27 protein-coding genes are annotated in these 25834 nt (G+C 48.3%); 14 read left to right on the forward strand and 13 right to left on the reverse strand.

The genetic code is table 11. The annotated features are described in order from the left end of the window. Positions 1-3: 3 nt before the first annotated feature. Positions 4-984, reverse strand: coding sequence for a hypothetical protein (locus tag HWI92_RS17875; RefSeq protein ID WP_204657808.1), 981 nt, complete (start codon positions 982-984; stop codon positions 4-6). Positions 985-1114: 130 nt separating this feature from the next. On the opposite strand from HWI92_RS17875, the gene HWI92_RS17880 reads away from it, so the two are divergent. After that, a complete protein-coding gene (locus HWI92_RS17880) occupies positions 1115-2884 on the forward strand; it encodes a DUF4153 domain-containing protein (RefSeq protein WP_204657810.1) in 1770 nt (589 codons plus the stop codon). Here the strand turns inward: HWI92_RS17880 and HWI92_RS17885 are convergent. Together HWI92_RS17885 and lpdA are read right to left on the reverse strand one after the other, a co-directional pair. After that, positions 2881-3480 (reverse strand): hypothetical protein, encoded by a 600-nt coding sequence (locus HWI92_RS17885; RefSeq protein ID WP_229248235.1) that lies wholly within the window; start codon positions 3478-3480, stop codon positions 2881-2883. The genes HWI92_RS17880 and HWI92_RS17885 overlap by 4 nt on opposite strands. Before the next feature lie 123 nt (positions 3481-3603). Continuing rightward, on the reverse strand, positions 3604-5001 hold the full coding sequence (gene lpdA / locus HWI92_RS17890; protein WP_204657812.1) for a dihydrolipoyl dehydrogenase: 1398 nt from the start codon (positions 4999-5001) through the stop codon (positions 3604-3606). Positions 5002-5190: 189 nt separating this feature from the next. Between lpdA and HWI92_RS17895 the strand changes: the two genes are divergently transcribed. From HWI92_RS17895 to HWI92_RS17925, 7 genes are all read left to right on the forward strand, one after another. Continuing rightward, positions 5191-5562 carry a four helix bundle protein gene (locus HWI92_RS17895; protein WP_204657814.1) on the forward strand — a complete coding sequence of 124 codons (372 nt, stop codon included), beginning with the start codon at positions 5191-5193 and terminating at the stop codon, positions 5560-5562. A gap of 65 nt (positions 5563-5627) precedes the next feature. After that, a protein-coding gene (gene prfB / locus HWI92_RS17900; protein ID WP_204657816.1) for a peptide chain release factor 2 occupies positions 5628-6702 on the forward strand; the annotation gives its coding sequence in 2 pieces (ribosomal slippage) (positions 5628-5687 and positions 5689-6702; 1074 coding nt in all). Positions 6703-6815: 113 nt separating this feature from the next. Continuing rightward, complete coding sequence (locus HWI92_RS17905; RefSeq protein WP_204657818.1) at positions 6816-7007, forward strand: hypothetical protein; 192 nt, start codon at positions 6816-6818, stop codon at positions 7005-7007. Between the two features lie 19 nt (positions 7008-7026). Beyond that, positions 7027-7263 (forward strand): type II toxin-antitoxin system RelE family toxin, encoded by a 237-nt coding sequence (locus HWI92_RS17910; protein ID WP_229248237.1) that lies wholly within the window; start codon positions 7027-7029, stop codon positions 7261-7263. Next, complete coding sequence (locus HWI92_RS17915; RefSeq protein ID WP_204657822.1) at positions 7256-8065, forward strand: alpha/beta fold hydrolase; 810 nt, start codon at positions 7256-7258, stop codon at positions 8063-8065. The genes HWI92_RS17910 and HWI92_RS17915 overlap by 8 nt, the downstream gene beginning before the upstream one ends. Positions 8066-8072: 7 nt before the next feature. Further along, on the forward strand, positions 8073-9356 hold the full coding sequence (locus HWI92_RS17920; RefSeq protein ID WP_204657824.1) for an MFS transporter: 1284 nt from the start codon (positions 8073-8075) through the stop codon (positions 9354-9356). A gap of 90 nt (positions 9357-9446) precedes the next feature. Beyond that, complete coding sequence (locus tag HWI92_RS17925) at positions 9447-9881, forward strand: DoxX family protein (RefSeq protein WP_204657826.1); 435 nt, start codon at positions 9447-9449, stop codon at positions 9879-9881. Positions 9882-9886: 5 nt separating this feature from the next. Here HWI92_RS17925 and HWI92_RS17930 read toward each other — a convergent pair whose 3' ends face one another. The 5 genes from HWI92_RS17930 to HWI92_RS17950 form a co-directional block, all read right to left on the reverse strand. Beyond that, positions 9887-10762, reverse strand: a complete 876-nt coding sequence (locus tag HWI92_RS17930; protein WP_204657828.1) for an AraC family transcriptional regulator — start codon at positions 10760-10762, stop codon at positions 9887-9889. 96 nt (positions 10763-10858) lie between these two features. After that, on the reverse strand, positions 10859-11191 hold the full coding sequence (locus HWI92_RS17935; RefSeq protein ID WP_204657830.1) for an RNA polymerase sigma factor: 333 nt from the start codon (positions 11189-11191) through the stop codon (positions 10859-10861). A gap of 13 nt (positions 11192-11204) precedes the next feature. Continuing rightward, complete coding sequence (locus HWI92_RS17940; protein WP_204657832.1) at positions 11205-12197, reverse strand: dihydrodipicolinate synthase family protein; 993 nt, start codon at positions 12195-12197, stop codon at positions 11205-11207. A 54-nt stretch (positions 12198-12251) separates the two neighbouring features. Beyond that, positions 12252-13835, reverse strand: a complete 1584-nt coding sequence (locus HWI92_RS17945) for a sodium:solute symporter family protein (RefSeq protein ID WP_204657834.1) — start codon at positions 13833-13835, stop codon at positions 12252-12254. Between the two features lie 115 nt (positions 13836-13950). Beyond that, a complete protein-coding gene (locus tag HWI92_RS17950) occupies positions 13951-14631 on the reverse strand; it encodes a VTT domain-containing protein (protein ID WP_229248239.1) in 681 nt (226 codons plus the stop codon). Between the two features lie 150 nt (positions 14632-14781). On the opposite strand from HWI92_RS17950, the gene HWI92_RS17955 reads away from it, so the two are divergent. After that, complete coding sequence (locus tag HWI92_RS17955; protein WP_204657836.1) at positions 14782-15921, forward strand: trans-sulfuration enzyme family protein; 1140 nt, start codon at positions 14782-14784, stop codon at positions 15919-15921. Positions 15922-15999: 78 nt separating this feature from the next. Further along, complete coding sequence (locus HWI92_RS17960; RefSeq protein ID WP_204657838.1) at positions 16000-16371, forward strand: DUF3127 domain-containing protein; 372 nt, start codon at positions 16000-16002, stop codon at positions 16369-16371. A 42-nt stretch (positions 16372-16413) separates the two neighbouring features. On the opposite strand, the gene HWI92_RS17965 is transcribed toward HWI92_RS17960, so the two are convergent. Both HWI92_RS17965 and HWI92_RS17970 read right to left on the reverse strand, forming a co-directional pair. Continuing rightward, positions 16414-17067: an AlbA family DNA-binding domain-containing protein gene (locus HWI92_RS17965; RefSeq protein WP_204657840.1), complete on the reverse strand. Its 654-nt coding sequence runs from the start codon at positions 17065-17067 to the stop codon at positions 16414-16416. Between the two features lie 187 nt (positions 17068-17254). Next, a complete protein-coding gene (locus tag HWI92_RS17970) occupies positions 17255-17476 on the reverse strand; it encodes a DUF2795 domain-containing protein (protein ID WP_013927448.1) in 222 nt (73 codons plus the stop codon). 272 nt (positions 17477-17748) lie between these two features. On the opposite strand from HWI92_RS17970, the gene HWI92_RS17975 reads away from it, so the two are divergent. The 4 genes from HWI92_RS17975 (at position 17749) to HWI92_RS17990 (ending at position 22019) form a co-directional block, all read left to right on the forward strand. Further along, positions 17749-18477 (forward strand): copper homeostasis protein CutC, encoded by a 729-nt coding sequence (locus HWI92_RS17975; protein ID WP_204657842.1) that lies wholly within the window; start codon positions 17749-17751, stop codon positions 18475-18477. A gap of 38 nt (positions 18478-18515) precedes the next feature. After that, positions 18516-20963, forward strand: coding sequence for a penicillin acylase family protein (locus HWI92_RS17980; protein ID WP_204657844.1), 2448 nt, complete (start codon positions 18516-18518; stop codon positions 20961-20963). Further along, positions 20960-21316, forward strand: coding sequence for a hypothetical protein (locus HWI92_RS17985; protein ID WP_204657846.1), 357 nt, complete (start codon positions 20960-20962; stop codon positions 21314-21316). The genes HWI92_RS17980 and HWI92_RS17985 overlap by 4 nt, the downstream gene beginning before the upstream one ends. 79 nt (positions 21317-21395) lie before the next feature. After that, positions 21396-22019 carry an OmpH/Skp family outer membrane protein gene (locus tag HWI92_RS17990; RefSeq protein WP_204657848.1) on the forward strand — a complete coding sequence of 208 codons (624 nt, stop codon included), beginning with the start codon at positions 21396-21398 and terminating at the stop codon, positions 22017-22019. A 76-nt stretch (positions 22020-22095) separates the two neighbouring features. Here the strand turns inward: HWI92_RS17990 and HWI92_RS17995 are convergent, their stop codons facing one another. The 3 genes from HWI92_RS17995 to HWI92_RS18005 form a co-directional block, all read right to left on the reverse strand. Next, positions 22096-22848: a succinate dehydrogenase/fumarate reductase iron-sulfur subunit gene (locus tag HWI92_RS17995; RefSeq protein ID WP_204664667.1), complete on the reverse strand. Its 753-nt coding sequence runs from the start codon at positions 22846-22848 to the stop codon at positions 22096-22098. Between the two features lie 82 nt (positions 22849-22930). Continuing rightward, a complete protein-coding gene (locus tag HWI92_RS18000; protein ID WP_204657850.1) occupies positions 22931-24919 on the reverse strand; it encodes a fumarate reductase/succinate dehydrogenase flavoprotein subunit in 1989 nt (662 codons plus the stop codon). Between the two features lie 52 nt (positions 24920-24971). Then, complete coding sequence (locus tag HWI92_RS18005; protein ID WP_204657852.1) at positions 24972-25643, reverse strand: succinate dehydrogenase cytochrome b subunit; 672 nt, start codon at positions 25641-25643, stop codon at positions 24972-24974. Positions 25644-25834: the final 191 nt, after the last annotated feature.

Here is a 25834-nt window from a genome sequence, read left to right on the forward strand (position 1 = left end):
CATTTACCAGTTGATTCCCGGCTGCCCCAATCCCATCCTTTTTGTAAACTTGGACGACAACCTGCCTCTGCTGGTGATATAACGTACACTGGCACCTATGTAGGGAGTAGCCGCAGGTGTGTAAGAGGTGAGGTTTTGCCGGGCGCTGTTGAAGGTTCGCAGCTGCCGGAATGTAGACATACCTGCTTCCAGGGAAACATTGAGTACCGTAAACAAATGTACATTGGCAGAAATCCCGGTTTTAATCTGCCTGTAATTTTCCCGGCGCAGCATCTTTTCCTCAGGCGTTTGTATCTGAAAACCTCCGCTATAACCATTCAGCCCGGCAAACATATCCACGTTAAACCACTTGGTACTCCGGTAATTTACATTCAGCATAAACGGCAGCAAAGCCGATACACGCCACGCTTTTCCCAGACCCTTATTGATCCCGAATACAGGCACAAAGCGTAGTTTCTGATTATAAGCCAGTACCGACCCGTATAAAATCTGCGTGCGAAGGCCCAGCACATGCATCCGCGCAGCACCGCCCCAGAAGAAGGGCTGCGGACTGAAGAAGGTCTCATTGGACTCTGTCATGCCAAGTCCCCCGCCATACACCCAGAGCCTATCCTTGATACTGGCCTGCATACGTATAATCCCAAGCGACAACGTTTTATATCCGTTATCGGGAACATTCTTCGAGTCGATCGCTGGCTGGATCTGATTGTACTGCGCAAGCATTACCGTATGTACCGCCCGCAGATCAAACTTTTTACGTAAGCTGTATCCAAGCTGCACCTCACTCTGAACAGGAATGATGCCCATAAAACCGGTTCTTGTCAATCCGTATTCCCGCGTACCATCCAGACTTGCCGGCACCGTATAATCGGCTTTGAGGGTAACATTGGGATAAAACAGCCTGCTTAATGCAAAATGCTGGGCGTTCAGGGATGTAGTAGCCGCAAGAAGGATGCAGGCAGTCAGGATGCGAAGTGTACTCATGCAGGAAAAAGGGGTGCGTTCATGTCCGCAAATAACGTGATACTTTCCGGGCTATTGTATTTTCCGGCATGTGTGACATTTGCATAAAAATTTGTTGATTTGCCTGCACTATCAATATATACACATAACTATGTTCAGGTTACCTTCCATTCAAACCCTTTCGGATCAGTTCGTTGCCACGGTTTCACGTTTTAAATGGGTTGTCCTCGCAGCACTTGTCAAAACAGTACTTTTTATCTGGCTTTCTGAAACTACCTTTAAGCAGGAAGCGCAGCGCGACTGGATTGTGCGCATTTTATATGTTGTAAATCTTTCATTACCGCTTGCACTGGCCATTTCACTTTTGTCGGAAAGACGACGCTGGAAGCCGGCAGCGGAGTTCGCCGCAATGGGTATGCTGGTAGCCGTAATGGCTGGGTACTACTTTTCAATGGACGACAAAGCTTCGCAGATTGATTTTTACAGATTTACATTGTTCATGCTTGCAGCGCATTTGCTGGTTTCCTTTGCAGCTTTTACGGGCTTTCATGAACCCAACGGATTCTGGCAGTTTAACAAGACACTCTTTTTACAAATCCTGAATGCTACCCTGTATGCAGTAACACTCTACCTTGGACTGCTGATCGCTGTGGAAACCGTCCGGCTCCTGTTTAATATTCATTATGAGTTCAAGATTGAGGCCGATCTGGCAGCGGTGATTTTCGCGCTGTTCCATACTATTTTTTTCCTGAGCAAAATACCGCCTAACCTTGGCGCACTCGAACAACAAACCGACTACCCGGCCGGGTTAAAGATCTTTACCCAATATGTACTCCTGCCGCTGGAAGTCGTTTACCTGCTGATTTTATATGCCTACACCGGCAAGATCATTGTACAATGGCAGTTACCGGAAGGAGGCGTCACATACCTTGTACTGGCATTTTCCATTGCCGGGATCCTGGCTTTGCTCCTGCTTTTTCCCCTGCGTGAAAACCAGACCGAACGCTGGGTCAGGCTTTTCAGCAAGCGGTTCTACCTTGCATTAGTTCCCCTCATTATATTGTTTTTTACAGGCATTTCGCGCCGCATTTATGATTATGGCGTAACCGAAAACAGGTACCTGGTGGCGGTGCTTGCCTGCTGGCTGGCAGGTATAACCGCGTATTTTTTATTAAGTAAAAAAGATGACATCCGCTGGATCCCCGTAACACTGGCTGTGATCTGCGTGGTACTTCCGGTGGGACCGTGGAATATCTTTAAAGTAGCCAGGGAAAGTCAGCTGCGGCAATTCGACGAGCTGGTAATCAGGCATCACCTGCTGGATACAAAAGGTAAGATCGCCAGCAGTAAAACCATCCCGCAGGAAGATTATGACCGGCTTTTTTCCATTGTACAATTTTTCAGGAACCGTGAAGAAATTGGTCTTGAAAAATATTTTCCGGGCTTAAAACCACTGTCCAAAAACAGGTGGGAGCATTATAGCGGTATGGAAGAGTACCTCAGTCAGCATATCAAAAACAGCCAGACACAGGTGAATAATAATGACAGCTTCAACAGCTTTTCTTTCCGCCTCGCTACGCCCGAAGAACAAACCGTGGACGTGGCTTCATTTGAGCACCTGATGTTTTTCAGTGTTAACAATTTGAGGGAAATGAACACGGACAGCAGCATATGGAAGGTGGTACGGGAAGAAAATTCAAAAATGCTGGATGTGTACCATCAGCAGCGTAAGGTGGTGTCTTTTGATCTTGAAAAAAAGATGAAAGAACTGGCTGCTTACCAGGGAAAGACCTCCGAAGAAGTACCGGCCAATAAGCTGATCTTTGATTTCAGTGATGACAAAAATCGCATCCGCATTGTCCTGAATTCACTTTCACGGTCAGGCAATATGTACTATGCCGAAGGATTTCTTTTGTATTAATTCTTTTGCTGGCTATCCCAGATCTTTTGCAGCTCTTCCATGTCGCCCAGGTCTTTGAACCGGCCGCTCGCCTTTTTTTCTGTAATAAGATCTTTTAAATGGATCACGTGAAAAGGAACTCCTTCAAAGTCTGCCAGCAGTGAACGTTCAAAACATGCATCAAAATCCTGTTCGTTAAAGGCCTTCAAGGTATGTCCGAGGTCAAGCTCAAACCCTGTTTCACCAAACCGGACGGATGTCCACCCAAAAATCAATGGCATATCCATGAGCAGATCGGCTCCTGCAACGTTGTTCTCCTTCAAGGCCTGCACGAAAGCGATGGTATTGGCTGAACCGCTTTTGACCCATAAATCCATATCCTGCGTTGTACGGATATGTCCGTGAACCACTCCGGCCATTCCGCCGACGAGCAAATATTTCACCTGATGCTGATTAAGGCTGCTCAGAAGCCGAAGCACATCATCGCTGCTGATATCCATTAAAGTAGTGTCGTTATTGCGGGAATTCGAACGAAGAAGACGTCCCGCAAGCTTGTTCAAACGGGTAAGCGCCTCAAAATTTTTGGAACGTTGCAAATTCAAATCGCTGGACAACATAGCCGGGATTGCATTTGATGTGGGATCAATTTAATAAAAAAACAAATGCCCGGAAGAGCGTTATCTTCCGGGCACCTTACTTTAATATAAAGCCGACCGCTACGGGCCAAAGTCTGCTACATGCTACAAATCGATCGCCTCGCCATAAGCCGCTTCGGTAGCGCCTTTAAGCGCCTCCGACATGGTCGGGTGCGGGTGGATTGAACCCAGGATTTCGTGGGAAGTTGTTTCCAGCTTACGGGCTACCACTACCTCTGCGATCATCTCGGTTACGTTGGTACCGATCATGTGTGCACCCAGGAACTCGCCGTATTTCGCATCGAAAATCACTTTTACAAAACCATCGGTTGCGCCGGCAGCCGTGGCTTTTCCGGAAGCTTTGAACGGAAACTTGCCTACTTTGATATCGTAGCCGGCTTCGCGTGCCTTTTTCTCTGTAAAACCAACCGATGCGATTTCAGGCTGGCAGTATGTACAACCTGGAATGTTACCGTAATCAAGCGGTGAGGTTTTATGACCTGCAAGGCCTTCGGCACAGATGATACCTTCGGCAGTAGCCACGTGCGCCAATGCCGGGCCGGGCGTACAGTCTCCGATCGCATAAAAACCCGGTACGCTGGTTTCATACTTCTCATTGACCGTAATTTTACCTTTGTCGGTTTTGATACCTGCCTCTTCCAAACCGATATTTTCAAGATTGGCAACAATACCCGCTGCCGAAAGTACTACGTCCACTTCAAAAGTCTTCTGCCCGTCCGGCGTTTTTACCGTGACAACGCAGCCATTGCCGCTGGTATCCACCGACTCCACTGTTGAGTTGACGAACGTTTCGACACCCAGTTTTTTATATTGTTTAGCAATTTCTTTCGAGATATCCTCGTCTTCTACAGGAACAAGGTTCGGAAGGAACTCAACCACGGTCACCTTGGTGCCCATAGATGCATATACATAGGCAAATTCCATCCCGATCGCGCCGGAACCTACAACCAGCAGTGAAGCAGGCTGTTTTTCAAGGCTCATTGCTTTACGGTACTCAATGACTTTCTGACCGTCGATCTTGATGTTAGGCAATTCGCGCGCACGGGCTCCGGTAGCGATAATTACGCCTTTGCTTGCACTGTAATCTGTTTTCTTTCCTTCTTTATCGGTTACCTCAACCGTTTTCTGGCCTTTAACTTTGCCGGCCCCCATGATGACGTCGATCTTGTTCTTTTTCATCAGGAACTGCACACCTTTGCTCATTGTATCGGCAACGCCCCTGCTGCGCTGGATCACGCCTGTAAAGTCAGCAGATGAGTCACCTACATTGATACCATAGTCTTTTGCGTGCTTGATGTATTCAAAAACCTGGGCGCTTTTCAGCAGGGCTTTGGTAGGGATACATCCCCAGTTGAGACAAATTCCACCTAAACTTTCCTTTTCAACAATAGCAACTTTAAGTCCTAATTGGGAAGCACGGATTGCAGCTGGATAACCACCGGGTCCGCTCCCAATCACAATCACATCATATGTCTGAGCCATTTTACGGTATTTTTATTGTACAAATGGAGTTGGATAATTTGAGGCAAAGGTAATAAATAATGGGATGTATGGTCATTAATGGTCATTGATTGTCACTTGTTGTCATTGATTGTTTTCTGTCGCAATGAAATTCATCAACAACCTGTTACTTATCACGGTTTCTGCGTCTATGATAATAAAAGGCAATCTATGAGACTTGAAGATCTGCAGATATATCAGATGAGTATGGATTTATCTGAAAGGGTTTGGATTGTGGTGCAGGAATGGAGTTGGTTTAGCAGGGATACGCTTGGCAAGCAGCTGGTTAGGGCGGCTGATTCGATTAGTGCCAATATTGCAGAAGGATTCGGCAGATATCACTTTAAGGAAAATCTGAACTTTTGCTTTTATTCCAGAGGTTCTCTTTACGAAACAAAGACGTGGCTTACCAAAGCGCATAACCGAAATCTGATCAACAAACAGAATTTCGAGTATTTAATCAATCTTTGTAACACCCTTGCCTTGAAGCTCAATAATTACATTAAAACAATAGGCAAGGCTACGTCGCCTGGCAGTCATTAGATACAACAAATGACTACCACTGACAACAAATGACATTTTTCCACTCTAATTTCAACCATCTCGCTATGACAGCAGAACAACTGAAAGACTTGAAGGCCCGTGTAGAGGCTTTGGGGAGGTATCTTTGACTACGCTAACCGAAAGAAACAGCTAGAAGACCTCGAACAGCAAACTGTTCAACCCGAATTTTGGAATGATTCGGTACGCGCGGAGAAAGTAATGAAGGAAATCCGCGGATTGAAGTTCTGGACCAATGGTTACGAAGAACTGGCGCGGCTGCGCGACGACCTGGATACCATCTGGGAGTTTTATGAAGCCGACGAAGCTACTGAAGAAGAGGTAGATGAGGAAGGCGCCAGGCTCGCCGGCAAACTGGATGAAATCGAGTTCCGGAAAATGATGGGCGAGGAAGGCGACGAGCTGCCTGCAGTAGTGGAGATCAATGCAGGTGCAGGTGGTACCGAGTCACAAGACTGGGCCTCGATGCTGATGCGGATGTACATCATGTGGGCTGAGAAAAATGGCTACAAGGTACGCCAGGTCGACTTGCAGGACGGGGATGTGGCCGGGGTAAAATCCGTCACGCTCGAAATCGAAGGCGAATATGCCTACGGTAACCTGAAATCCGAGAACGGTGTACACCGGCTTGTGCGCATTTCGCCTTTTGACTCCAATGCCCGGCGGCATACTTCATTTACATCAGTGTACGTGTATCCGCTGGTTGCCGACGATATCGAAATCGAAGTCAATCTGGCTGATATCACCTGGGACACTTACCGCTCGGGAGGTGCCGGCGGCCAGAACGTGAACAAGGTAGAAACCGCCGTGCGGCTGCACCACAAGCCTTCCGGGATTATTATCGCCTGTCAGCAGGAGCGCTCGCAGCTCATGAACAAGGAAGTTGCGATCCGGCTTTTGAAATCGCGCCTCTACCAGATCGAACTGGAGAAGCGGAATGCAGCCCGGGCAGAAGTGGAAGCTTCCAAACGGAAAATCGAGTGGGGTTCACAGATCCGCAGTTACGTCCTCGATGACCGCCGCGTAAAAGATCACCGCACCGATCACCAGACTTCCAATACCGATGCCGTCCTTAATGGCGAAATCAATGATTTTATCAAGGCTTATCTGATGGAATCCTGATGATAATTTAACCTAACCTCCTGCTAAGTGAAATAGTACTTGCAGGAGGTTTTTGTTACATTTAACTAAAAGTTAAGGCTAAGTTGACTTTGATTTGATAAAAGTAAAAAGCTATGACAGGCATAAGATATATCACAGACGACAAAGGCAAAAAAACGGATCTTGTGATCAATATTGAAGAGCACCAGGAAATGGTAGAAGACCTTCTCGACGCTTTAACTATTGAAGAAAGACGTGGAGAGGAGTCAATGCCTTTTGAAGACTTTGTAGCTCAATTTAAGGCAGAGCGGGGAGTCAATGAATAAGAAATATCAGATAGTAATCTTGAAAACTGCACAAAAGGAGATTAAAAAACTTCAGACACCGACAGCAGAGAAGATATTCACTACTATCAGAACATTAGCTACTGATCCGCGACCTTCCGGCTGTAAAAAACTTGTTGCCACCAAAAATTCATATCGCATTCGTGTTGGAAATTTTCGCATTCTATACACTATTGAAGACCAGATCAAAATTGTCGAGGTAAGTGGCGTCAAGCACAGACGTGAAGCTTATGACTAGTGGTAGTCCGAAAAGCTTAGCTTATCTCAAACTCGGCACCGGCCGGAAACATCTCCTCGCTTTTCACGGCATCGGCCAGACCGGGTTAAGTTGTTATCAAAACTTCGCTGAAACCTTCGGGCAACATTACTCCACCTTTGCCTTCGACCTTCCTTTTCACGGAGCCAATGCAGATTTTGCATTTCAAACCATCTCAAAATTCCTCTTAAAAGAGTTAGTAGTCAACTTTCTCGAAAAAGAAAAAATCGCCCGTTTTGACGTAGCCGGTTTCAGCATGGGCGGCCGGTTTGCTTTGGCGGTGCTGGAAGCTTTTCCGGATCGCATTGACCGTGTTTATCTGATGGCCCCGGATGGAATAACTGAAGATCCGCTGTACAGCTTGGCGACGCGATGGACATTGCCGCGGATGCTGTTCAAGTGGACTATGGCGCATCCTAAGCCATTTTTTACAGTTATTAAAGCGCTTCAAAAATTTGATCTGGTCAACAAAAGTCTTGCCCGGTTTACTTTCCAAATGCTTGATTCACCCGAAAAACGGACGCAGGTTTATCTCGCATGGATCGCGTTCAGTCCGTTGCATTTCAACATTTCAAAGCTGTATGCAACTGCCTCTCAGAACAATGTAAAAATCTTCCTTTTCACAGGAAAATATGACCGGCTAATGAGGCCGGAAAAAGCAAAACCACTCGCCGAGCTGCTGCCGCATCACCAGCATATCGTACTAAAAAGCGGACATACACAGCTGGTGCAGCAAGCCGGTTCATGGATTTCCTCTTTATTGAGTAAATTGTCGGATACCTGATCCCGATATGCAAGAACCTTTACCTGAAAATGAATCCTGGCGCCTGAAAGCAATTATCGGCGGTTCCATAGGCAACCTTGTTGAGTGGTACGACTGGTATGCGTATTCTGCATTTTCATTGTATTTTGCCCAATCATTTTTCCCGAAATCCGACCAAACCGTACAGCTGCTTAATACTGCCGGCATTTTTGCCGTGGGATTTCTGATGCGGCCCATAGGAGGCTATGTGTTCGGAAAACTGGCAGATACTCGCGGGCGGAAAGTAGCCATGACGCTTTCTGTACTGCTGATGTCCTTCGGGTCACTGATAATCGCCTTGCTGCCTTCCTATGAGCATATCGGCCTTGCAGCTCCTGTTTTGTTACTGGTTGCCCGCTTGTTGCAGGGATTGAGTGTAGGGGGCGAATACGGCACGTCGGCTACCTACCTCAGCGAAGTGGCTACGGAGCAGCGAAGGGGTTTTTATTCAAGTTTCCAGTACGTAACCCTGATCGGAGGGCAGCTGATTGCACTTGGCTTACAACTGATTTTACAAAGTTTTTTCCTCACTGAAGAGCAGATGCACAGTTGGGGCTGGCGCATTCCCTTTGTGTTCGGAGCCATACTGTCGCTGGTGGCATTGTACCTGCGCGCAAACCTGAACGAAACACAGGCATTTGAAAGTAAAGACGGGCGCAAAAAAGGCTCCATGCGCGAACTGCTCAAACATCCCGGGGCTATTATGGTGGTAGTAGGCCTTACGCTCGGCGGAACACTTGCGTTTTATACCTACACAACCTACATGCAAAAGTTCCTGGTCAATACAGTGGGGCTGAGCAAAGAGCAATCTACCCTCCTGACTTTCTGTTCCTTATTCCTCTTTGCACTGTTACAACCCCTTTACGGTGCATTGAGCGATCGCATCGGCCGGCGTCCGCTGCTGCTTTTCTTTGGAGCTACAGGCACCTTGCTGACCTATCCGCTTCTCACAACCCTGAGCCATACTATCGGAATGTGGCCTGCATTTGCATTGCTGATGATAGCACTTATTATTGTCAGTGGTTATACTTCCATCAATGCAGTTGTAAAAGCTGAACTTTTCCCGGTAGAAGTCCGTGCACTCGGTGTGGGGCTGCCCTACTCGCTGACAGTCGCCATTTTTGGCGGTACTGCCGAGTACCTTGCACTTTGGGCAAAAAACGCCGGGCATGAAAGCTACTACTACTGGTATGTGACTGCCTGTATTTTTGTCTCCCTGATCGTTTACTTCCGCATGAGTGATACGAAGCATACATCACTTATCGGAAAATAAGTTTTGTTCTTTCTTGAAATAGACAAACTTTTTCTTGACATGATCCTGTAAATGCATTATCTTTCTGAACACCATTAAACTTCATAAGCTATGAACATGATGGATCAAATCGAGCATTGGGGTGATACGCACCATCCTGCCTGGATGGATTTTGTTCGTATTGCACTCGGGATTTTTCTTTTTTCGAAAGGTATCAGCTTCATCAGTGATACCGCCCGCCTGTCTCATATGATTACAGGTCTTGATCTGCATCTCTGGACGGTTACCGCAGTACACTACGTGGCTTTCGCGCACATTTTCGGAGGTTTTCTGATAGCTATGGGATGTTTGACGCGCATCTCGGCTCTGCTTCAGATTCCCATCCTGATCGTCGCGGTATTCTTTGTAAACTTTCGTACGGGCTTTTCTTACCTCAACTCTGAACTGTGGCTCTCGGCACTGACATTGATCCTCGTGATCATGTTTGCCGTAGTAGGGTCAGGAAGGTACTCGATGGACGAATGGATGAGAACGCATAACAAATAAACCCTTCATATCATGTCGGGTGCGGTTTTGGCGAGGTATTTTCGCTTGTACTCCAAGGGGGTCATTCCGGTAACTTTTCTGAAATGCCGGTAAAAGTTGGAAATATTGTTGAAACCGCACTCGTAACAAATTACTTCGGTTCCCATTTTGTCCTCAATCAGGAACCGGCACGCATGACTGATCCTGATCTCTACCAGGAAGTCATTGTACGTTTTCTTCGTCATCAGTTTAAAATACCGGCAAAACGAAGTAATACCCAGGTTGGCAATGGACGCCACGTCCTGCAGGGTAATGTCGTTTTTGTAGTGCGAAAGCGTGTAGGCATATACCTTGTTCAGCCGCAAAGTCTCCGAATCATTGGATTTGTAAAATGCATGACCGGACGCAATGGTTTCGGCCTCGGTTGTTTCTGCGAGTATTTTCAGGATTGAGAGCAGGGCAATAAGTCTGTCGAGATTTTGTGCATGAACGGCCGCATGCATCAGGGCCACTACTTCATCCCGGGTTGAGCCCCATATCCGGAGCCCGCGCCTAGCGCGTTCAAACAGTTTGGGAATCTGATAGGCTTCGGGCAGGTGCAGCAGGTCGCTGCCCAAACAATTTGGCAAAAAATGGATGATAATTGCCTCCATCGCCGTATTCGGCATGCCCTCTTCCACGCGCCACGTATGCGGCAGATTTTCACCCAGCAGGATCAGCTCACCATCCGAAAAGTTGCTGATATTGTCTCCTATAAACCTCACTCCTTTTCCGCGAACAAGGTAATGCAGTTCAAGTTCAGGATGGTAATGCCAAACGGTCCCGAATCCCGAATCCTTATCATGACGAATACTGAACGAGGTACGGGAGGGAATGGGGACTTTGTGAAAATGCGGTTTCATCTTTCCGTTTGTGGGTGCAGGAGCATTGTATTGGATAAAAGACGAATTTTGAACGATCTATCCAAATATCCACGGAAATTTGATATCCCTGAAATCTTAATCTTCGTGCCTGCCCATCGCAAGCATTTTCTGCATATATTTTTCCCTTGAATCAGCGCCTGCGTACCCGGCCATTTGGTGAAAAAGCTGGTTACGCAATTTTACAAACAGGTAAGCCTGAAAATTTTCCTCCTGCAGGAGCCTCAGCCTGTCTGCCCATATTCCCGCAAAAACATCCGTGATAATGCCTTGCGCAGCAGCTTCATCTTTGAGCACATCAGAACAAAGCCGGAAAGCCGGATCACGGAAGTATGCGCAAAGCTGCCCAAATGCCACCTCATCACCCTGAGATACTTTGCTGATCATCTGTCTGTCAGGTAGCGCTGTCATATTTTTTGTCATTTCAGATCTGAAAAGATGATGAGGAATGGGCTGCACTTTTATTGAAAATCCCTGAAATACCCAGCTCTGCCTGCAACTGATCAACCTCTTCCAGCAACACATCCATTTTCCCTTTCAGCTCCGGCGTGAGTGGTTCCACTTCCCGGCGGGTGTAGGTTGAAATGGGAAAGCCTCTTTTTTGCAGACTGTATTTGGCGATCGTGGGATATGCTGTATGCACAAGTTGCATTGAATCCGTGAAAAATTGCTGCACGCGTGCCACATCGTCCTGCCTGCCCGGATCGTTGTAATGCCTGCAAAGCCACACGATGAGCTCGGGATAAATGTTTCCCTGAATGCACGAAAGTCCTGCCGCACCTGCCGAGAGCGACTCGGCGGCATGCTCCATGTAAGCATCATACAAGCCAAAATGATAACCATCGGCCACTTTGATCCGGCGGCGTACTTCTTCAATGTCCAGACAGGTATCTTTCAGGTAAATCAGCCTTCCGGTGCCGAGCAACTTTGCAAGCTGTGCGCTATTGATCAGCCTTTTATAAGGTGCCGGACATTCATACAGCCCGAGTGGAATCTGATCTGTAAGTTCCAGGAGCTTCTGCATGTTTTGTATAAAAACTTCTTCCGGCTCATCTTCCCGGGCCATCAAGCCTGAAATTACAATCACTGCCTGTACACCGGTATTATATATACGTTTTACAAAGTCTGCCTGCTCTTCCACCGTGCCCGGGAATGTACCGGTTGCTACTACTGGCACCCGCCCGGCGGCCTGCTCCACAACCGTACTGGTCACGTCAAGTCGCTCCTGCTCCGTAAGCTCATACATTTCGCTGGATAGACAATTGGCGAACAAGCCGGCTGCCCCGGCTGCGATATACAGGTCTGTCAATGCGCGCAGCCCGTCGTAGTCAATAGCTCCATTGTCCTGAAAGGGCGTGAGCATGACAGGGATAAATCCTTTGGGCAGTGACAAAGCCGGAATGAAATCAGCTTTCATATTAATTGGGTTTGAGTATGCGATCGTAACCGATTGAAAACAGGTATTCGGTATTTAGTGGCTGTCGACTACCACGTCAGTATGGCGGGCGGGCCTGCGTTTAAGCCGGGTCAGTACAATGCCCGTCAGGAAAATCGAGAGCGTACTTACGACCATGATCATGTTTTGATGTAGCGGGTTCCGGATAAAGCTGTACCGGTCGGGCAGACTGGTGGAAAAAGTCATCCAGATGATAATAGCAATTCCCAGCAGCGTGGCTGTAAGTGCCTCTGCATTCTTTGTACTTTTTGAAATAATTCCAAGCAAAAACAGCCCCAGCATTCCGCCGGCAAAAATGCCCGAAAGCATCCACCACACATCAAGCACACTTTTGACACCGATCATGGCAATGCCCGTAATCATTCCCAGTAGTCCAAAGACAGTAGTTGCTACATACAGAACACGTAGTGCCGTACGCGAATCAAGGTCAGGACGAATGTACTTTTGATAAATATCGACTGAAAAAACGGTTGCAGATGCATTCATTCCCGAGCTGATCGTACTCATCGCGGCGGACATAATCGCTGCAATGATCAGGCCTAGGAGACCAGCAGGAACTTTGGTTACCATAAAATGCGGCATAACCTTGTCACCATAGTCTGAAGGCGTAAGCGTAGTCATCAACCTGGCCACCGCATCCGGCGAGCCGCCCGACAGCCTTTCGGCCGCAACCTGCATCTTAACCACATTCAGCAACTCCGGATTGGCTTCATAGTAGGCAAACAAACAACTTCCCAGGAAAAAAAAGAGCAGTGACACAGGCAGGTACAGATACACGCACAACCATACCGACCGGGCTGCCTCCTTCACGGAGGAAGTAGTATGGTATCGCTGTACATAATTCTGGTCCATTCCAAAATTATTGAGGTTCATAAAAAAGCCGTACAGCAGCACTACCCAGAAGGAGGATTGTGTAAAATCAGGCTTAAATGTGCCAAGACTGAATTTATCAGCAGATTGGCCTACCTCCATAATTCGGCTTACTCCTCCATTGGTACCTGCAATCACAAGATAAAGAATGATGACAGCGCCAAGCGTTTTGATCACACCCTGAGCAACTTCCGTCCATATCACGGCTTCCATTCCTCCCAGCACGGTATACAATACAATGCAGATGCCGGTGACAATCATGATCGCAGACATAGGAAAACCGGTGAGCGCCTGCAGACTCAATGCAATGCCAAAGAATATGGAGCCCATGCGGGCCAGCTGGGTAAGCAGGAAACAAACTACGGCGTAAGTCCGGGCCCAACCGCCAAATCGGTGTTCCAGGTGCGTGTAGGCGGATACTTCGCCTGTGCTTCTATAAAACGGAATAAAGTACTTCGTCGCAATCCACGCGGCCAGCGGCATGGAAAGGCTGAATACGAACGAATTCCAGTTGCTGCCGAATGCTTTGCCCGGTACCCCGAGAAAGGTGTTGCTGCTCAGGAAAGTTGCGTAAATGGATATGCCGATTGCCCAGCCCGGAATTTTGCCCGAAGCAGTGGTAAACTGGTCGGCACTGGTGTTTTTTCTTGAAAAATAAATACCTACGGCTACCATCCCTGCCAGGTATGCCAATACGATCAGAAGGTCAACAAAAGGCAAGGATTTCATTGTACTTTTCCGGCTAGTATCATTATACCGCAAAGAAAGAGGAAAATGTACATGATTCAGTATGTATTTATACCCTAATATTATACAATCTTAGCATGGCCCACTTTGATACCCGCTATGCTGGCCTGCGGTCTTTGAAAAGGTACCCCATGCCGAGGGTAGATACAGCGATGAGAAGAATAAGGATTACTTTGGTCCAAAGACCTTCATTGGGATGTTCGAGCAGGTAGCGGATATCACGGGCCTCACGACCGGCCCAAACCGCCAGCACTGTGCGCGGTACCATCCCCAGCATTCCGCCTACAAGTACCTGCTTCAAACGTGCACCTGCCACAGCAAAAAACAGGTTTGTAATCGTAAATGGCAATACAGGCGAAAGTTTGGCAAAAAAGATCACCCGCAGCTCATTCTGATAAAACCTGCGCAACAGGCCACTTACCTGCGGATAAATCCGCACCAGTGAGTCGCGCACGGAGGCAGCATGGAAGAAATTGGCCGTAATATAGATCAATGCAATTGCGCCCAGATTAAGTCCGAACAGCAGCGGCATGGCGATCCAGCCCAGAAAATACCCGTATACCAATGCCAGGAAAGTAGGCGGCGTGAGCGCCACTGAGGATGTGATGGTCAGCATGACTGACACCATAATCCAGGTTTGAAGCGACCACGTGCGCAGCAAGCTCTCGTGCCCGATCGCCCAGGCCGTAATCAGTGAGGTAGTGACAAGCGGAATGATGGTCAACAGCAGACTGATAACCACGGGTACTGAGAACTTTTTATGTGCGGGTTTTTCCACTTTTATTTTTTGAATGCTGCTACTCCGCTTTGTTTTATAACTCTTTGTTTCGCTAAAAGGTTTTTCCTAATCTTACCTTTATCGCATCTCTTTTCACTGATCCTGCCATGCCGGCGGGGCTAAGCAGTGATTCATATAAATAGGATAAGAATGAAGTTCGGAACGAAAGCAATACATGCAGGGGTACAGCCGGATCCGGCTACCTCCGCCATTATGACGCCGATTTACCAGACCTCCACCTACGCACTCGAAAGTCCGGGCAAGCACAAGGGCTATACCTATTCCCGCTCGCACAATCCTACGCGTACCGCTTTGCAGGAAGCACTGGCCTCGCTTGAAAACGGAACTGCGGGAATCTGCTTCGCATCCGGGCAGGCAGCGACTGATGCTGTGCTGAAGATGTACAGGCCGGGTGACGAGATCATCGTCAGCAGTGACCTTTACGGAGGTACTTACCGGATCATGAAAAAACTGTACGAGCCCGCCGGCCTCATTTTCCGGTTTGCTGATCTGAGTGAGCCGCGCATCCTGCACGAACTGATTACTGAAAAAACGAAGCTCGTATGGATTGAAACCCCGACCAATCCATTACTGAAAATTACAGATATCGGGCAAATCACGACCATCTGCAAAAGCAAGGGAGTACAAGTAGCCGTGGATAACACCTTTGCATCACCCTATCTCCAGAATCCTCTCGACCTCGGTGCGGATATTGTTATGCACTCGGTTACCAAATACCTGGGCGGGCATTCGGATGTAATTATGGGTGCATTGATTGTCAGGGATGAAGGATTGTCAGAGACTCTCTCTTTTATCCAGAACACTGCCGGAGCCGTACCGGGGCCGCAGGATTGTTTTCTGGTGCTGCGGGGATTAAAAACGCTTCATCTCCGCATGCAGCGGCATTGCGAAAACGCAGCCGTGGTTGCACAATGGCTTACTGAAAACCCGAAAGTCGGGGCTGTTTACTATCCTGGTCTGGCTGCTCATCCGCAGCATGAACTGGCGCGCAAGCAGATGCGCGGATTCGGGGGTATGCTGTCGTTTGAACTCAAAGGTGATGTCTACGACGATGCAGTGCGGGTATTTGAACGTTTTAAATTGTTTGCACTGGCCGAGTCGCTGGGCGGTGTAGAGTCCTTGTGCGCACACCCGGCCACCATGTCGCACGCCAGCTTTCCACCGGAAGAACGGTTGAAAATGGGTGTCAAGGATACACTAATAAGACTGAGTGTGGGGGTGGAAGATATAGATGACATTATTACTGACCTGGCACAGGCAATAGGCTAGTTTGATTTTGCAAACACGCACTCAAAACCTTACTTTTGACCTCTGCAATATACCTTTCAACATAACTTAGCATTACCAATGGAATTGACAGGAACAGTAATCGCATTGCTGCCCGAAGTGAATGGACAAGGCAAAAACGGCAATTGGCGCAAGCAGGAGTTTATTCTGGAAATCCCTTCCCAATACCCTAAGAAAGTGTGTATATCGCTCTGGGGCGATCGCATTGACCAGGCGGGTTTGCGCATAAATGACTCCGTGACGGCATCTATCGACATTGAAAGCCGCGAGTACAATTCGCGCTGGTACACCGAAGTAAAAGCATGGAAAGTTGAGAAAGCCGGCAGTGCAGCCAGCACAGGCAACTCAGGTCAGGCTGCTGGTGCAACCGGAGGCGGGTTCCCGTCGGTTACTACTTTCACTGAGGACGAGTCCGACGATCTTCCGTTCTGATCCTGCATGGAACAATGGCGAACCTGTTACTACTGGCAGCAGCTAGTTGGACTGGTACGCCATTGACATGGTAAACTTGTCGAGTATTTCGTGAGGGTGCACTTCCAGCACGCGTGCAAGTACCATCACTACAAGTGTATTGGAAGCGATTTTGCGGGGAATTCCGGCAAATGCCGCAAAGAGGTCAACAGTAATAGACTCTTTTTCGCCGAGCAGCTTCATCAGCAGTTCCTCCTTTTCACCATACTGAAAGCGGATATCCCGCTCTCCACGGCCACGGCGCATGATTTCTTTCATTTCGCGGCTGGCCTGAATGGATTTATCGTCAACCCGGATGTAAGCCTGACGGGCACCAAGCTCATCTGTAACATAGTGAGGTTTATCCACACTGCGTGGTACGGTTAATACCAGCACATCCCGGTCGGGACTCACGGCAACACGCTCCTTTTTGTAGCTTAATTTGGGAAAAATATACTTGTCGATGGCCTTGGTAAGTGCGTAGTCATCCTCGTCTGCATCTTTGAGGCCCTTGATCGTCCTGTCATCTCCAACTCCGACAAACAACCTGCCGCCTCCTGTATTGGCAAATGCAACCAGCTCGCGGACAATCTTCTCGGGGTGACTGGACTTCAGTTTGAACTCCACATGCTCACCCTCTCCTTTCTTTACCAACTCTTTTAACAGTCGAAGTTCCATCAGCTGGAGCGGATAAATACCTGAAATATAATGATAGTACTTTGGCAACTTCTTCGCTATCCTCTAAGATAACGCTAAAGAATTACATTCCTTTTTACTCCTTTAAAAAATATTGCCAGGCGATACAGACTTTAAAATGGAATTTTTAAGACACTAAAAAAGCGGCACCTTTTGAGTGCCGCTTCCATTAATATTCATCTTCATTGAAAAAGAAATCATCTTTTGTAGGATAATCGGGCCAAATCTCCTCTATGCTTTCATAAGGCTGACCGTCATCTTCCAGCTCCTGGAGGTTTTCAACTACTTCTAAAGGAGCTCCTGTTCTGATTGCAAAGTCAATTAGCTCGTCTTTAGTAGCTGGCCAGGGAGCATCTTCAAGGTATGACGCAAGTTCGAGAGTCCAGTACATAATATTGTTTCGCCTATTAATTAATAGTTACTTACTTTCTGCAAAAGTAGAAAAATTGATATCTTTTAAAAGCTTAAAGCCAAAAAATCGAAAAATAATTGCGTTTGATCCGATAATATTTTTGCTCTCAATAAAACCGATTGTTTATCAAGAACTTAGCATATTATTCAGCCAGTAAAGTTTCAGCGGAGATGCTCTCAACTAACCTTTACTCCCCTTCCTCCTTCCTCCCTTTTTCGTAATTTGCCAGCTACTTACCAAATTCATGAAACATGACCATTGAAGTTTGTGCCTACTCTCTCGAATCGTGCATCAATGCCCAGGCAGGCGGCGCCGGACGGATAGAGCTTTGCAGCGGGCTTGGCGAAGGAGGTACCACACCCAGTGCCGGCCTGATCGAGATTGTCCGGAAACATGTAGACATTTCACTTTTTGTCATGATCCGGCCCAGGGGCGGTGACTTTGTTTACGATGTTTTTGAGGAAGAGATCATGCGCAAAGACATTGACCTTGCTAAAAAGCTGGGCGCAGACGGTGTTGTACTGGGCATTCTCAATGCCGACGGTCAGGTTGATATCAGCCGCACCAAAGCACTGGTTGACTATGCTGCACCCTTGAAAGTAACCTTTCACCGCGCATTTGACCTGACACCCGATCCCGTAAAAGCCCTCAAAGCCGTGATTGCGACCGGAGCGGAACGTATCCTGACTTCCGGCCAGAAAGCCACGGCCGAGGAAGGTATTGAACTCCTGAGCCAGCTCGCCAGGGAAGCCGGCTCAAAGATTGAAATTATGGCAGGAGGAGGTGTAAGCCACCACAATGCAGCCAGGCTTGCGGAGGCAGGCGTACATGCATTGCATCTTACAGCAAAGGCTTTCCGGCCCGGCAGGCAGAAGTTTTTTCCCGAAGGCATATCCATGGCCGGCGGCGTACCCGACGAACGTTCGGTTATGTACAGCGATCTGGGCCTTGTTGAGGCCATTGTGCAAGTAGTTTCATAGCAGCGGCTTACTTTCATGTTATAGTTACACCCCGCTGCATGAAGTTCGTAAAAGTAATTTTCAGTCTGGCTATCACGCTTGGGCTCGTTTACATTCTTGATAATCCGCTGGCCCCTGCTCCTGCGCTGGGGCCTTTTCTTTCTCCGTTTACGGGATTTTGGCAAAATGGTGAAAAGGCTGCTGTGACCGGAGACGAGCGCCTCGTGCATGCCGACAGCCTGCATGATGAAGTGATTATCCGCTATGATGACACCGGCGTACCCCACATTTTTGCTAAAAACAACTTCGACCTGTACTTTGCCCAGGGGTATGTCACGGCCCGGGACCGCTTATGGCAAATGGACCTTCAAACCCGTGCAGCCAGCGGCAGGCTTTCGGAAATATTGGGCGAGCGCACCCTGACCATGGATCTGCAGAGCCGGAGACTCGGGATGACTTACGGGGCGGAAGAAAATATACGGGCTGCCATGCTGGACCCGCGCTCACGGGAAGCATTGCTGGGGTATACTGCCGGCATTAATGCATACATCCGCCAGCTTGCACCCAAGGATTACCCGATTGAATTCAAGCTGCTGGGGTACAAGCCGGAACTCTGGAAGCCGGTAAATACCATGTATATGCTGGAACAAATGACGCTGAACCTGGCCGGCCGCTCCAATGATCTTGCGATGACACACGTCCTGAATCATTTCGGTGCTGATATTACTGCCAATCTTTTCCCCGATTACCCGATGGTGCAGGAGAGCCCGGTAATTCCGGCAGGTACGCCATGGAACTTTGAACCGCTGCCCGTGCTCGAACCGGTAGCGGCACGTACACAAAGAGGCGGACGTCACACTTTTCATCCTGCCAATGCATTAGCCGCCCCGGACAAAAAGCCGGAAGGTATCGGAAGCAACAACTGGGCAGTGAGTGCCGAAAAATCTGCAACCGGCTATCCTATCCTGGCCAATGATCCTCATCTCGACCTTTCGCTACCTTCCATATGGTATCAGGCGCAGCTGCATGCGCCCGGACTGAATGTATATGGTGTGGCATTGCCGGGAGTTCCGGGAATTGTTATCGGGTTTAATGAGCGTGTAGCCTGGGGCGTCACCAATACGGATGCGGATGTTTTCGATTTGTATAAAATAAATTTCAAGGATGCTGACAGAAAGGTATACTGGCATGATCACCAGTGGAAAGCGACCAGCGTACGCGAAGAGACGATATTTGTAAAAGGCAGAGCGCCGGTAAAGGAGCAGATTGTCTACACGCATCATGGTCCGGTTACAGACTCTGACCATACGGAACCCTTTCCAAATCTGGCCGTCAAATGGATTGGGCATGAGCCCGGCAACAGCCTCATGACATTTTATGACCTGAACCGCTCCGCCAACTACGATGATTACCGCAAGGCATTGACAAGCTATGTAGGTCCTGCGCAAAATTTTGCTTTTGCAGATAACAGCAAAAACATTGCTATCACGGTCAATGGAAAACTGCCTTTGAAATATAAAGATCAGGGTAAATTTATCCTCGATGGATCCAATGCAGATGAAGACTGGCAGGGCTGGATACCGGCTGAGCAAAATCCATTTATCAGAAATCCGGCGCGTGGGTTTGTAAGCAGTGCCAATCAGTCGTCCACTGATCCTACCTATCCTTATTATATCAACTGGGTTTTTGCACCTTCGGAGCGGGCAATCCGCATCAACGAACGCCTGCAAAGCATGTCGGGCGCTACGGCCGACAGCCTGCGCATGTTGCAGAACGATAACCTGAATATCCTTGCGAGAACCTTGCTGCCGACTTTACTGCCCATTGTAGAACAAACAAAGCTGAATGTCACGCAGCGTGCAGCTAGGATTTTGCTGAGTAATTGGAATTTAGAGAATTCTGCCGGCTCTGTACCTGCATCTATTTTTGAAGAATGGATGCCCTTGCTGCGGCAGGCTATCTGGGCTGACGATTTGGAGGGGGGAATGGAAATACCCACCCGCGACCGCACCACTTACCTGATCCTGCATGAGCCCGGGCTGCATTGGTTTGATGATAAAAGTACTCCCGGAAAGGAAACCCGGGAAGACATCGTAGCAGGCACTTTCAAAGCTGCGCTCGACAGCCTTGCAAAAAAGCACGGGCCTATGAGCCAGGCCTGGCAGTGGGGCCAGGTCAAAAACACCGAGATCAGGCATTTGAGCCGGAGCCTTGCAGCATTCAACGCTCCTCCGGTTATATCGGGTGGCGGCAGCGGAATCGTCAATGCTACTACCCAGCGGAAAGGTCCGTCGTGGCGCATGGTTGTGGAATTGGGCAGGCAGCCCAGAGCTTTCGGCATTTATCCGGGAGGCCAGTCAGGCAACCCGGGTAGTCCGTTTTACCTGAACCTGTTGCCGAAATGGGAAGCCGGGGAGTTAAATGAACTGGTTTTTCTCACATCCGCAGGCCAGCAAAATCCCCGCATGCTTTATTCGCTTTCATTGAAAAAACACAAAGATTCATGAAGTTCCTTCTTATGGTGCTTATCTCAGCGGCAGCCCAGGTATTCCTGCCCTGGTGGGTGATCGCCGTTGTTCCGTTTGTTGTTCAGCTTGCATTGCCCCGAGTGGGCGGAAATGCTTTCTGGGGTAGCTTTCTGGCGATCGGCCTTGTGTGGGGTGCTTACGGATTTTACCTGCATTATGTTTCAAATGGGGCTATGTCCGACCGCATTGCGCGTACTTTCTTTCTTCCAAATGGCTGGCTTATGCTCGTGGTAACTGTTTTGCTGGGAGGCCTGGTGGCAGGGTTTGCAGGATTATCGGGGTATCTGGTCCGGCGTATTTTTGAAAAAACACCCGTGACGCCCGAGCTTTGAGAGGCACGCTATATCCATGGTACTTAAACACAAATCATTATCTTTGCGGCTCGTTCAAAAACAATAAACCTTACAAAACGTGAACAATAATACTTCGTTGATTTGGAACATCGTGCTTACGCTTGCAGTGGCGGTGTTATTTTTCCTGCACTTTTCAGGCAAACCCTCTACAGACTCGGGAGCAGCAGCAGATGGCAGCGTCGTAGCGGGCCGGCGTACGGTTTATGTTCAGGTCGACTCTCTCCTGAAAAACTATGAGTTTTTCAAAGACACTAAAAAAGAACTCGAAAACAAGAACTTCCAGCTGGAAAACGAACTGACCACAAAAGGCCGTTCATTGCAGAATGAGGTAGCTTTCTTTCAGCAAAAAGCACAAACAATGACTCCTGAGCAGGCTCGCTCCACAGAGGCGCAGCTGATGAAAAAACAGCAGGACCTGGTAGCTTACCGTGACCAGTCCGCACAGGCGTTGGGACAGGAGGAAGCCAAAAAGAATGAGGAGCTTTACAAAAATATCCGTGCTTATATCGAGCGGTACAACAAGGAAAACGGCTTTGAATATGTACTTGGCTATTCTCTTGGAGGCGGTATCCTGTTTGCCAACCCATCACTGGATGTGACCCAGAAAATCCTGGACGGACTTAACAAGGAATACAAGGAAAAAGGAAAGCCTGCTCCTTCTGACTCTGCCAAGAAAGAATAGGTTCAGCTATAACAGCAATAAAAAAAGACGGCCATGGCCGTCTTTTTTCGTTTTATAACATTTAAAACAATGCTCTTTATACTGCCGAAGATGAAAACTTGGCACCAATATATTCGCGGTTGAGACGGGCAATATTTACCTGTCCGATCTCTTTGGGGCATTCTGCCGAGCAGGCACCCGTATTGGTACATGCACCGAAACCTTCAGCATCCATTTGAGCAACCATCTTTTCGGCACGAATGCTGCGCTCAGCCTGTCCCTGCGGCAGCAATGCAAGCTGCGAAATCTTCGCAGATACAAAAAGCATAGCAGAGGCATTTTTGCAGGCAGCCACACACGCACCGCAGGCGATACATGCAGCCGCTGAAAATGCGTCGTCAGCAGCTTCTTTAGGTATCGGCAAGGCATTCGCATCCTGTGCGTTTCCTGTATTTACCGAAACAAATCCACCCGCCGCAATCACACGGTCAAAAGCGTCACGATCGGTAACGAGATCTTTAAGGACCGGAAATGCCTGTGCACGCCATGGTTCCACCACAATCGTATCGCCATCGTTGAACGAGCGCATATGCAGCTGGCAGGTAGTAACTCCTTTCAGTGGCCCGTGCGGACGTCCGTTGATATACATGGAGCACATACCGCAGATACCTTCACGGCAATCGTGGTCAAATGCTACCGGATCCTTTCCTTCTACAATCAGTTTTTCATTCAATACGTCGAACATTTCGAGGAACGACATGTCTGGCGACACACCGTCAAGGCTGTAATCCTCAAAAGCTCCCTGTGAAGTCTTATTTTTTTGCCTCCACACTTTAAGGTTAATATGCATATTCCCAGCACTCATTGTTCTTGCTTTTAATGGTTAAACAGTTAACCGGTCTTTCACTTTCACCGCCTTTACCGGCAGTGTTTTACTTGTAGCTCCTTTGAGCAATCTTGATGTTTTCATAAACGAGCTCTTCCTTATGAAGTTCCCAGTTTTCATCACCTTTATATTCCCATGCCGAAACGTACATATAATTTTCGTCGTCACGCATTGCTTCGCCTTCTTCGGTCTGGTATTCCTCGCGGAAGTGTCCTCCGCAGGATTCATTTCTGTCAAGCGCATCCATACACATCAGCTCTCCCAGCTCAATAAAGTCGGCTACGCGGTTCGCTTTGTCCAGCTCAGGGTTAAACTCATGTTCGCCTCCCATCACCTTTACATTTGTCCAGAACTCTCTCCGAAGTGCACGTATTTCCTCAATAGCTTCTTTCAAACCGGCTTCATTCCTGGCCATCCCGCATTTCTCCCACATGATTTTGCCTAACCGGCGATGGAATACCTCGGGAGATATATTGCCATTGATGGTCAGCAGCTTGTTGATCCTCGCTTTCACTTCACTTTCTGTTTTAACAAAAGCTTCGTGATCGGTCGATATTTTACCTGTGCGGATTTCGCTGGCGAGGTAGGATCCAATGGTATAAGGGATTACAAAATACCCGTCGGCCAGTCCCTGCATCAGGGCTGATGCCCCCAGGCGGTTTGCACCATGATCGGAGAAGTTGGCTTCGCCCAATGCATACAGTCCCGGTACCGTGGTCATCAGGTTATAATCAACCCAAAGTCCTCCCATGGTATAGTGTACCGCCGGATAAATACGCATCGGAACTTCGTAAGGATCTTCGCCGGTGATCTGCTTGTACATATCAAACAGGTTACCGTATTTCTCCTTTACAACCGCCTTACCCCATGTGATAATGTCCGCATCCAGTGGATTGTGAACATTGTTTTTGTTGGCTTCCGCTCTTCCGTAACGCTCAACAGCCGCAGCAAAGTCGAGGTATACAGCCAGCTTGGAAGAACCTACTCCATATCCTGCATCACACCTTTCCTTGGCAGCACGGGATGCAATATCGCGTGGAACCAGGTTACCGAATGCAGGGTAGCGGCGTTCCAGGTAATAGTCACGTTCCTCTTCAGGAATTTCGTTACCTGGACGATTGTCATTCTGTGCTTTTGGTACCCAGATGCGTCCGTCATTACGGAGCGATTCCGACATCAGGGTCAGCTTAGACTGGTGCTCACCCGAAACCGGAATACAGGTTGGGTGAATTTGTGTAAAGCAGGGATTTCCAAAGAAAGCTCCCTTTTTATGTGCTTTCCAGGCAGCCGTAACGTTGCTGCCCATGGCATTGGTTGACAAGTAAAATACGTTACCATAGCCGCCTGAACAAAGCAGTACAGCGTGCGCGGCATGGCGCTCAATTTCACCGGTAATAAGGTTACGGGCTATGATACCGCGGCATTTACCGTCAATCATGACAATATCGTGCATCTCGTGGCGGTTGTACATTTTAACCGTACCCATACCTACCTGCCGCTGCAAGCCTGAATATGCACCCAGCAGCAATTGCTGCCCGGTTTGGCCGGCTGCGTAAAATGTACGCTGAACCTGCGTACCACCAAAAGAGCGGTTGGATAGCAACCCGCCGTACTCCCTTGCAAAAGGAACCCCGGCAGCTACGCACTGGTCAATAATGCTACCCGATACTTCGGCCAGCCGGTGAACATTAGCCTCCCGCGCACGGTAGTCACCTCCTTTTATTGTGTCATAAAAAAGACGGTAAACGGAGTCTCCGTCATTCTGGTAGTTTTTCGCTGCATTGATCCCGCCCTGGGCAGCAATCGAGTGCGCGCGGCGCGGAGAATCCTGGAAGCAGAAAGCCTTGACTTTATATCCCAGCTCAGCCAGCGTTGCCGCAGCCGAAGCACCTGCAAGACCGGTACCTATTACTATAATCTCAATGTTACGCTTATTGGCAGGGTTGACAAGAGGAACAGAAGATCTGTACCTGCTCCATTTAGATTCTATCGACCCCTGCGGTATTCTGGCATCCAGACGAGATGAAGTTGCCATATATGATTGATTTAATCGGAATTGGAATGAAAAATGTAAAACGAGGACAAGGTTAGTCTACCCAGCCCAGGTAAATCGCAATCGGCATTAATGCAAACAGGATCGATACGACAACCGAGAATGCAGTCCCGAGAAAAGAAATAAAACCATTGTACTTGATGTGGTGCAGGCCCAGTGTCTGGAATGCACTTTTAAAACCATGCAGCAAGTGCCAGAAAAGGGAGGCACAACCCAGCACGTAGATCAGCACAACCCACTCATTTTTAAAAGTAGACAGCATCATCTGGTACAGGTTCAGCTCCTCGCCGGTAGCAAACTGGTTGGAACGGTTAGGAATCCAGAACTGGGCAGTATGTACCACCAGAAAGATCAGCAGCAGCGTTCCGAGCAGTCCCATGCTGCGCGAGTACCAGGTACTGTTGGCTGACGGGTTGCTTACCGCATACTTCACAGGCCTGGCTTCGGTATTATTTTTCCAGAGGATCAGACCATCCACAATGTGAAGCAGGAAGCCCGCAATCAGCACGATTTCAAGCGTACGGATGATCGGGTTGGTGCCCATAAAATGCCCCCAGTGAGAGAACGTTTCGCCCCCGTCATTGTAGAAGATCATGGCATTGATGGTGGCATGAATCACCAGAAAAGTTATTAGGAAAATCCCGGTAAGAGCCATCAGAAGCTTCTTTCCGATGGAGCTCGTTAACGTTTGTGAAAACCACGACATAACAAACACAAATCGTTTTAGTGCAAAAAAATGAGGTATATTAGAACCTTTCAAAGGTATATCACAAACGTAAGCGAGGCAAAAAATACAATTCATTTTTGCTGCCTGCGCTTTTATTTATAATCATTATTAAGAATTAGTCCTATTCCCTGCAATAGGCATTCCACACGGTTTCTTCTACATCTGATTTC

Source organism: Dyadobacter sandarakinus (assembly GCF_016894445.1).
GTDB classification, from domain to species: Bacteria; Bacteroidota; Bacteroidia; order Cytophagales; family Spirosomataceae; genus Dyadobacter; species Dyadobacter sandarakinus.

Bases quoted from the DNA above. Each gene is read 5' to 3' on its own strand.
- HWI92_RS17875 (WP_204657808.1), bottom strand. From the start codon at position 984: ATGAGTACACTTCGCATCCTGACTGCCTGCATCCTTCTTGCGGCTACT.
- HWI92_RS17880 (WP_204657810.1), top strand. From the start codon at position 1,115: ATGTTCAGGTTACCTTCCATTCAAACCCTTTCGGATCAGTTCGTTGCC.
- HWI92_RS17885 (WP_229248235.1), bottom strand. From the start codon at position 3,480: ATGTTGTCCAGCGATTTGAATTTGCAACGTTCCAAAAATTTTGAGGCG.
- lpdA (WP_204657812.1), bottom strand. From the start codon at position 5,001: ATGGCTCAGACATATGATGTGATTGTGATTGGGAGCGGACCCGGTGGT.
- HWI92_RS17895 (WP_204657814.1), top strand. From the start codon at position 5,191: ATGAGACTTGAAGATCTGCAGATATATCAGATGAGTATGGATTTATCT.
- HWI92_RS17905 (WP_204657818.1), top strand. From the start codon at position 6,816: ATGACAGGCATAAGATATATCACAGACGACAAAGGCAAAAAAACGGAT.
- HWI92_RS17915 (WP_204657822.1), top strand. From the start codon at position 7,256: ATGACTAGTGGTAGTCCGAAAAGCTTAGCTTATCTCAAACTCGGCACC.
- HWI92_RS17920 (WP_204657824.1), top strand. From the start codon at position 8,073: ATGCAAGAACCTTTACCTGAAAATGAATCCTGGCGCCTGAAAGCAATT.
- HWI92_RS17925 (WP_204657826.1), top strand. From the start codon at position 9,447: ATGAACATGATGGATCAAATCGAGCATTGGGGTGATACGCACCATCCT.
- HWI92_RS17930 (WP_204657828.1), bottom strand. From the start codon at position 10,762: ATGAAACCGCATTTTCACAAAGTCCCCATTCCCTCCCGTACCTCGTTC.
- HWI92_RS17935 (WP_204657830.1), bottom strand. From the start codon at position 11,191: ATGACAGCGCTACCTGACAGACAGATGATCAGCAAAGTATCTCAGGGT.
- HWI92_RS17940 (WP_204657832.1), bottom strand. From the start codon at position 12,197: ATGAAAGCTGATTTCATTCCGGCTTTGTCACTGCCCAAAGGATTTATC.
- HWI92_RS17945 (WP_204657834.1), bottom strand. From the start codon at position 13,835: ATGAAATCCTTGCCTTTTGTTGACCTTCTGATCGTATTGGCATACCTG.
- HWI92_RS17955 (WP_204657836.1), top strand. From the start codon at position 14,782: ATGAAGTTCGGAACGAAAGCAATACATGCAGGGGTACAGCCGGATCCG.
- HWI92_RS17960 (WP_204657838.1), top strand. From the start codon at position 16,000: ATGGAATTGACAGGAACAGTAATCGCATTGCTGCCCGAAGTGAATGGA.
- HWI92_RS17965 (WP_204657840.1), bottom strand. From the start codon at position 17,067: ATGGAACTTCGACTGTTAAAAGAGTTGGTAAAGAAAGGAGAGGGTGAG.
- HWI92_RS17970 (WP_013927448.1), bottom strand. From the start codon at position 17,476: ATGTACTGGACTCTCGAACTTGCGTCATACCTTGAAGATGCTCCCTGG.
- HWI92_RS17975 (WP_204657842.1), top strand. From the start codon at position 17,749: ATGACCATTGAAGTTTGTGCCTACTCTCTCGAATCGTGCATCAATGCC.
- HWI92_RS17980 (WP_204657844.1), top strand. From the start codon at position 18,516: ATGAAGTTCGTAAAAGTAATTTTCAGTCTGGCTATCACGCTTGGGCTC.
- HWI92_RS17985 (WP_204657846.1), top strand. From the start codon at position 20,960: ATGAAGTTCCTTCTTATGGTGCTTATCTCAGCGGCAGCCCAGGTATTC.
- HWI92_RS17995 (WP_204664667.1), bottom strand. From the start codon at position 22,848: ATGCATATTAACCTTAAAGTGTGGAGGCAAAAAAATAAGACTTCACAG.
- HWI92_RS18000 (WP_204657850.1), bottom strand. From the start codon at position 24,919: ATGGCAACTTCATCTCGTCTGGATGCCAGAATACCGCAGGGGTCGATA.
- HWI92_RS18005 (WP_204657852.1), bottom strand. From the start codon at position 25,643: ATGTCGTGGTTTTCACAAACGTTAACGAGCTCCATCGGAAAGAAGCTT.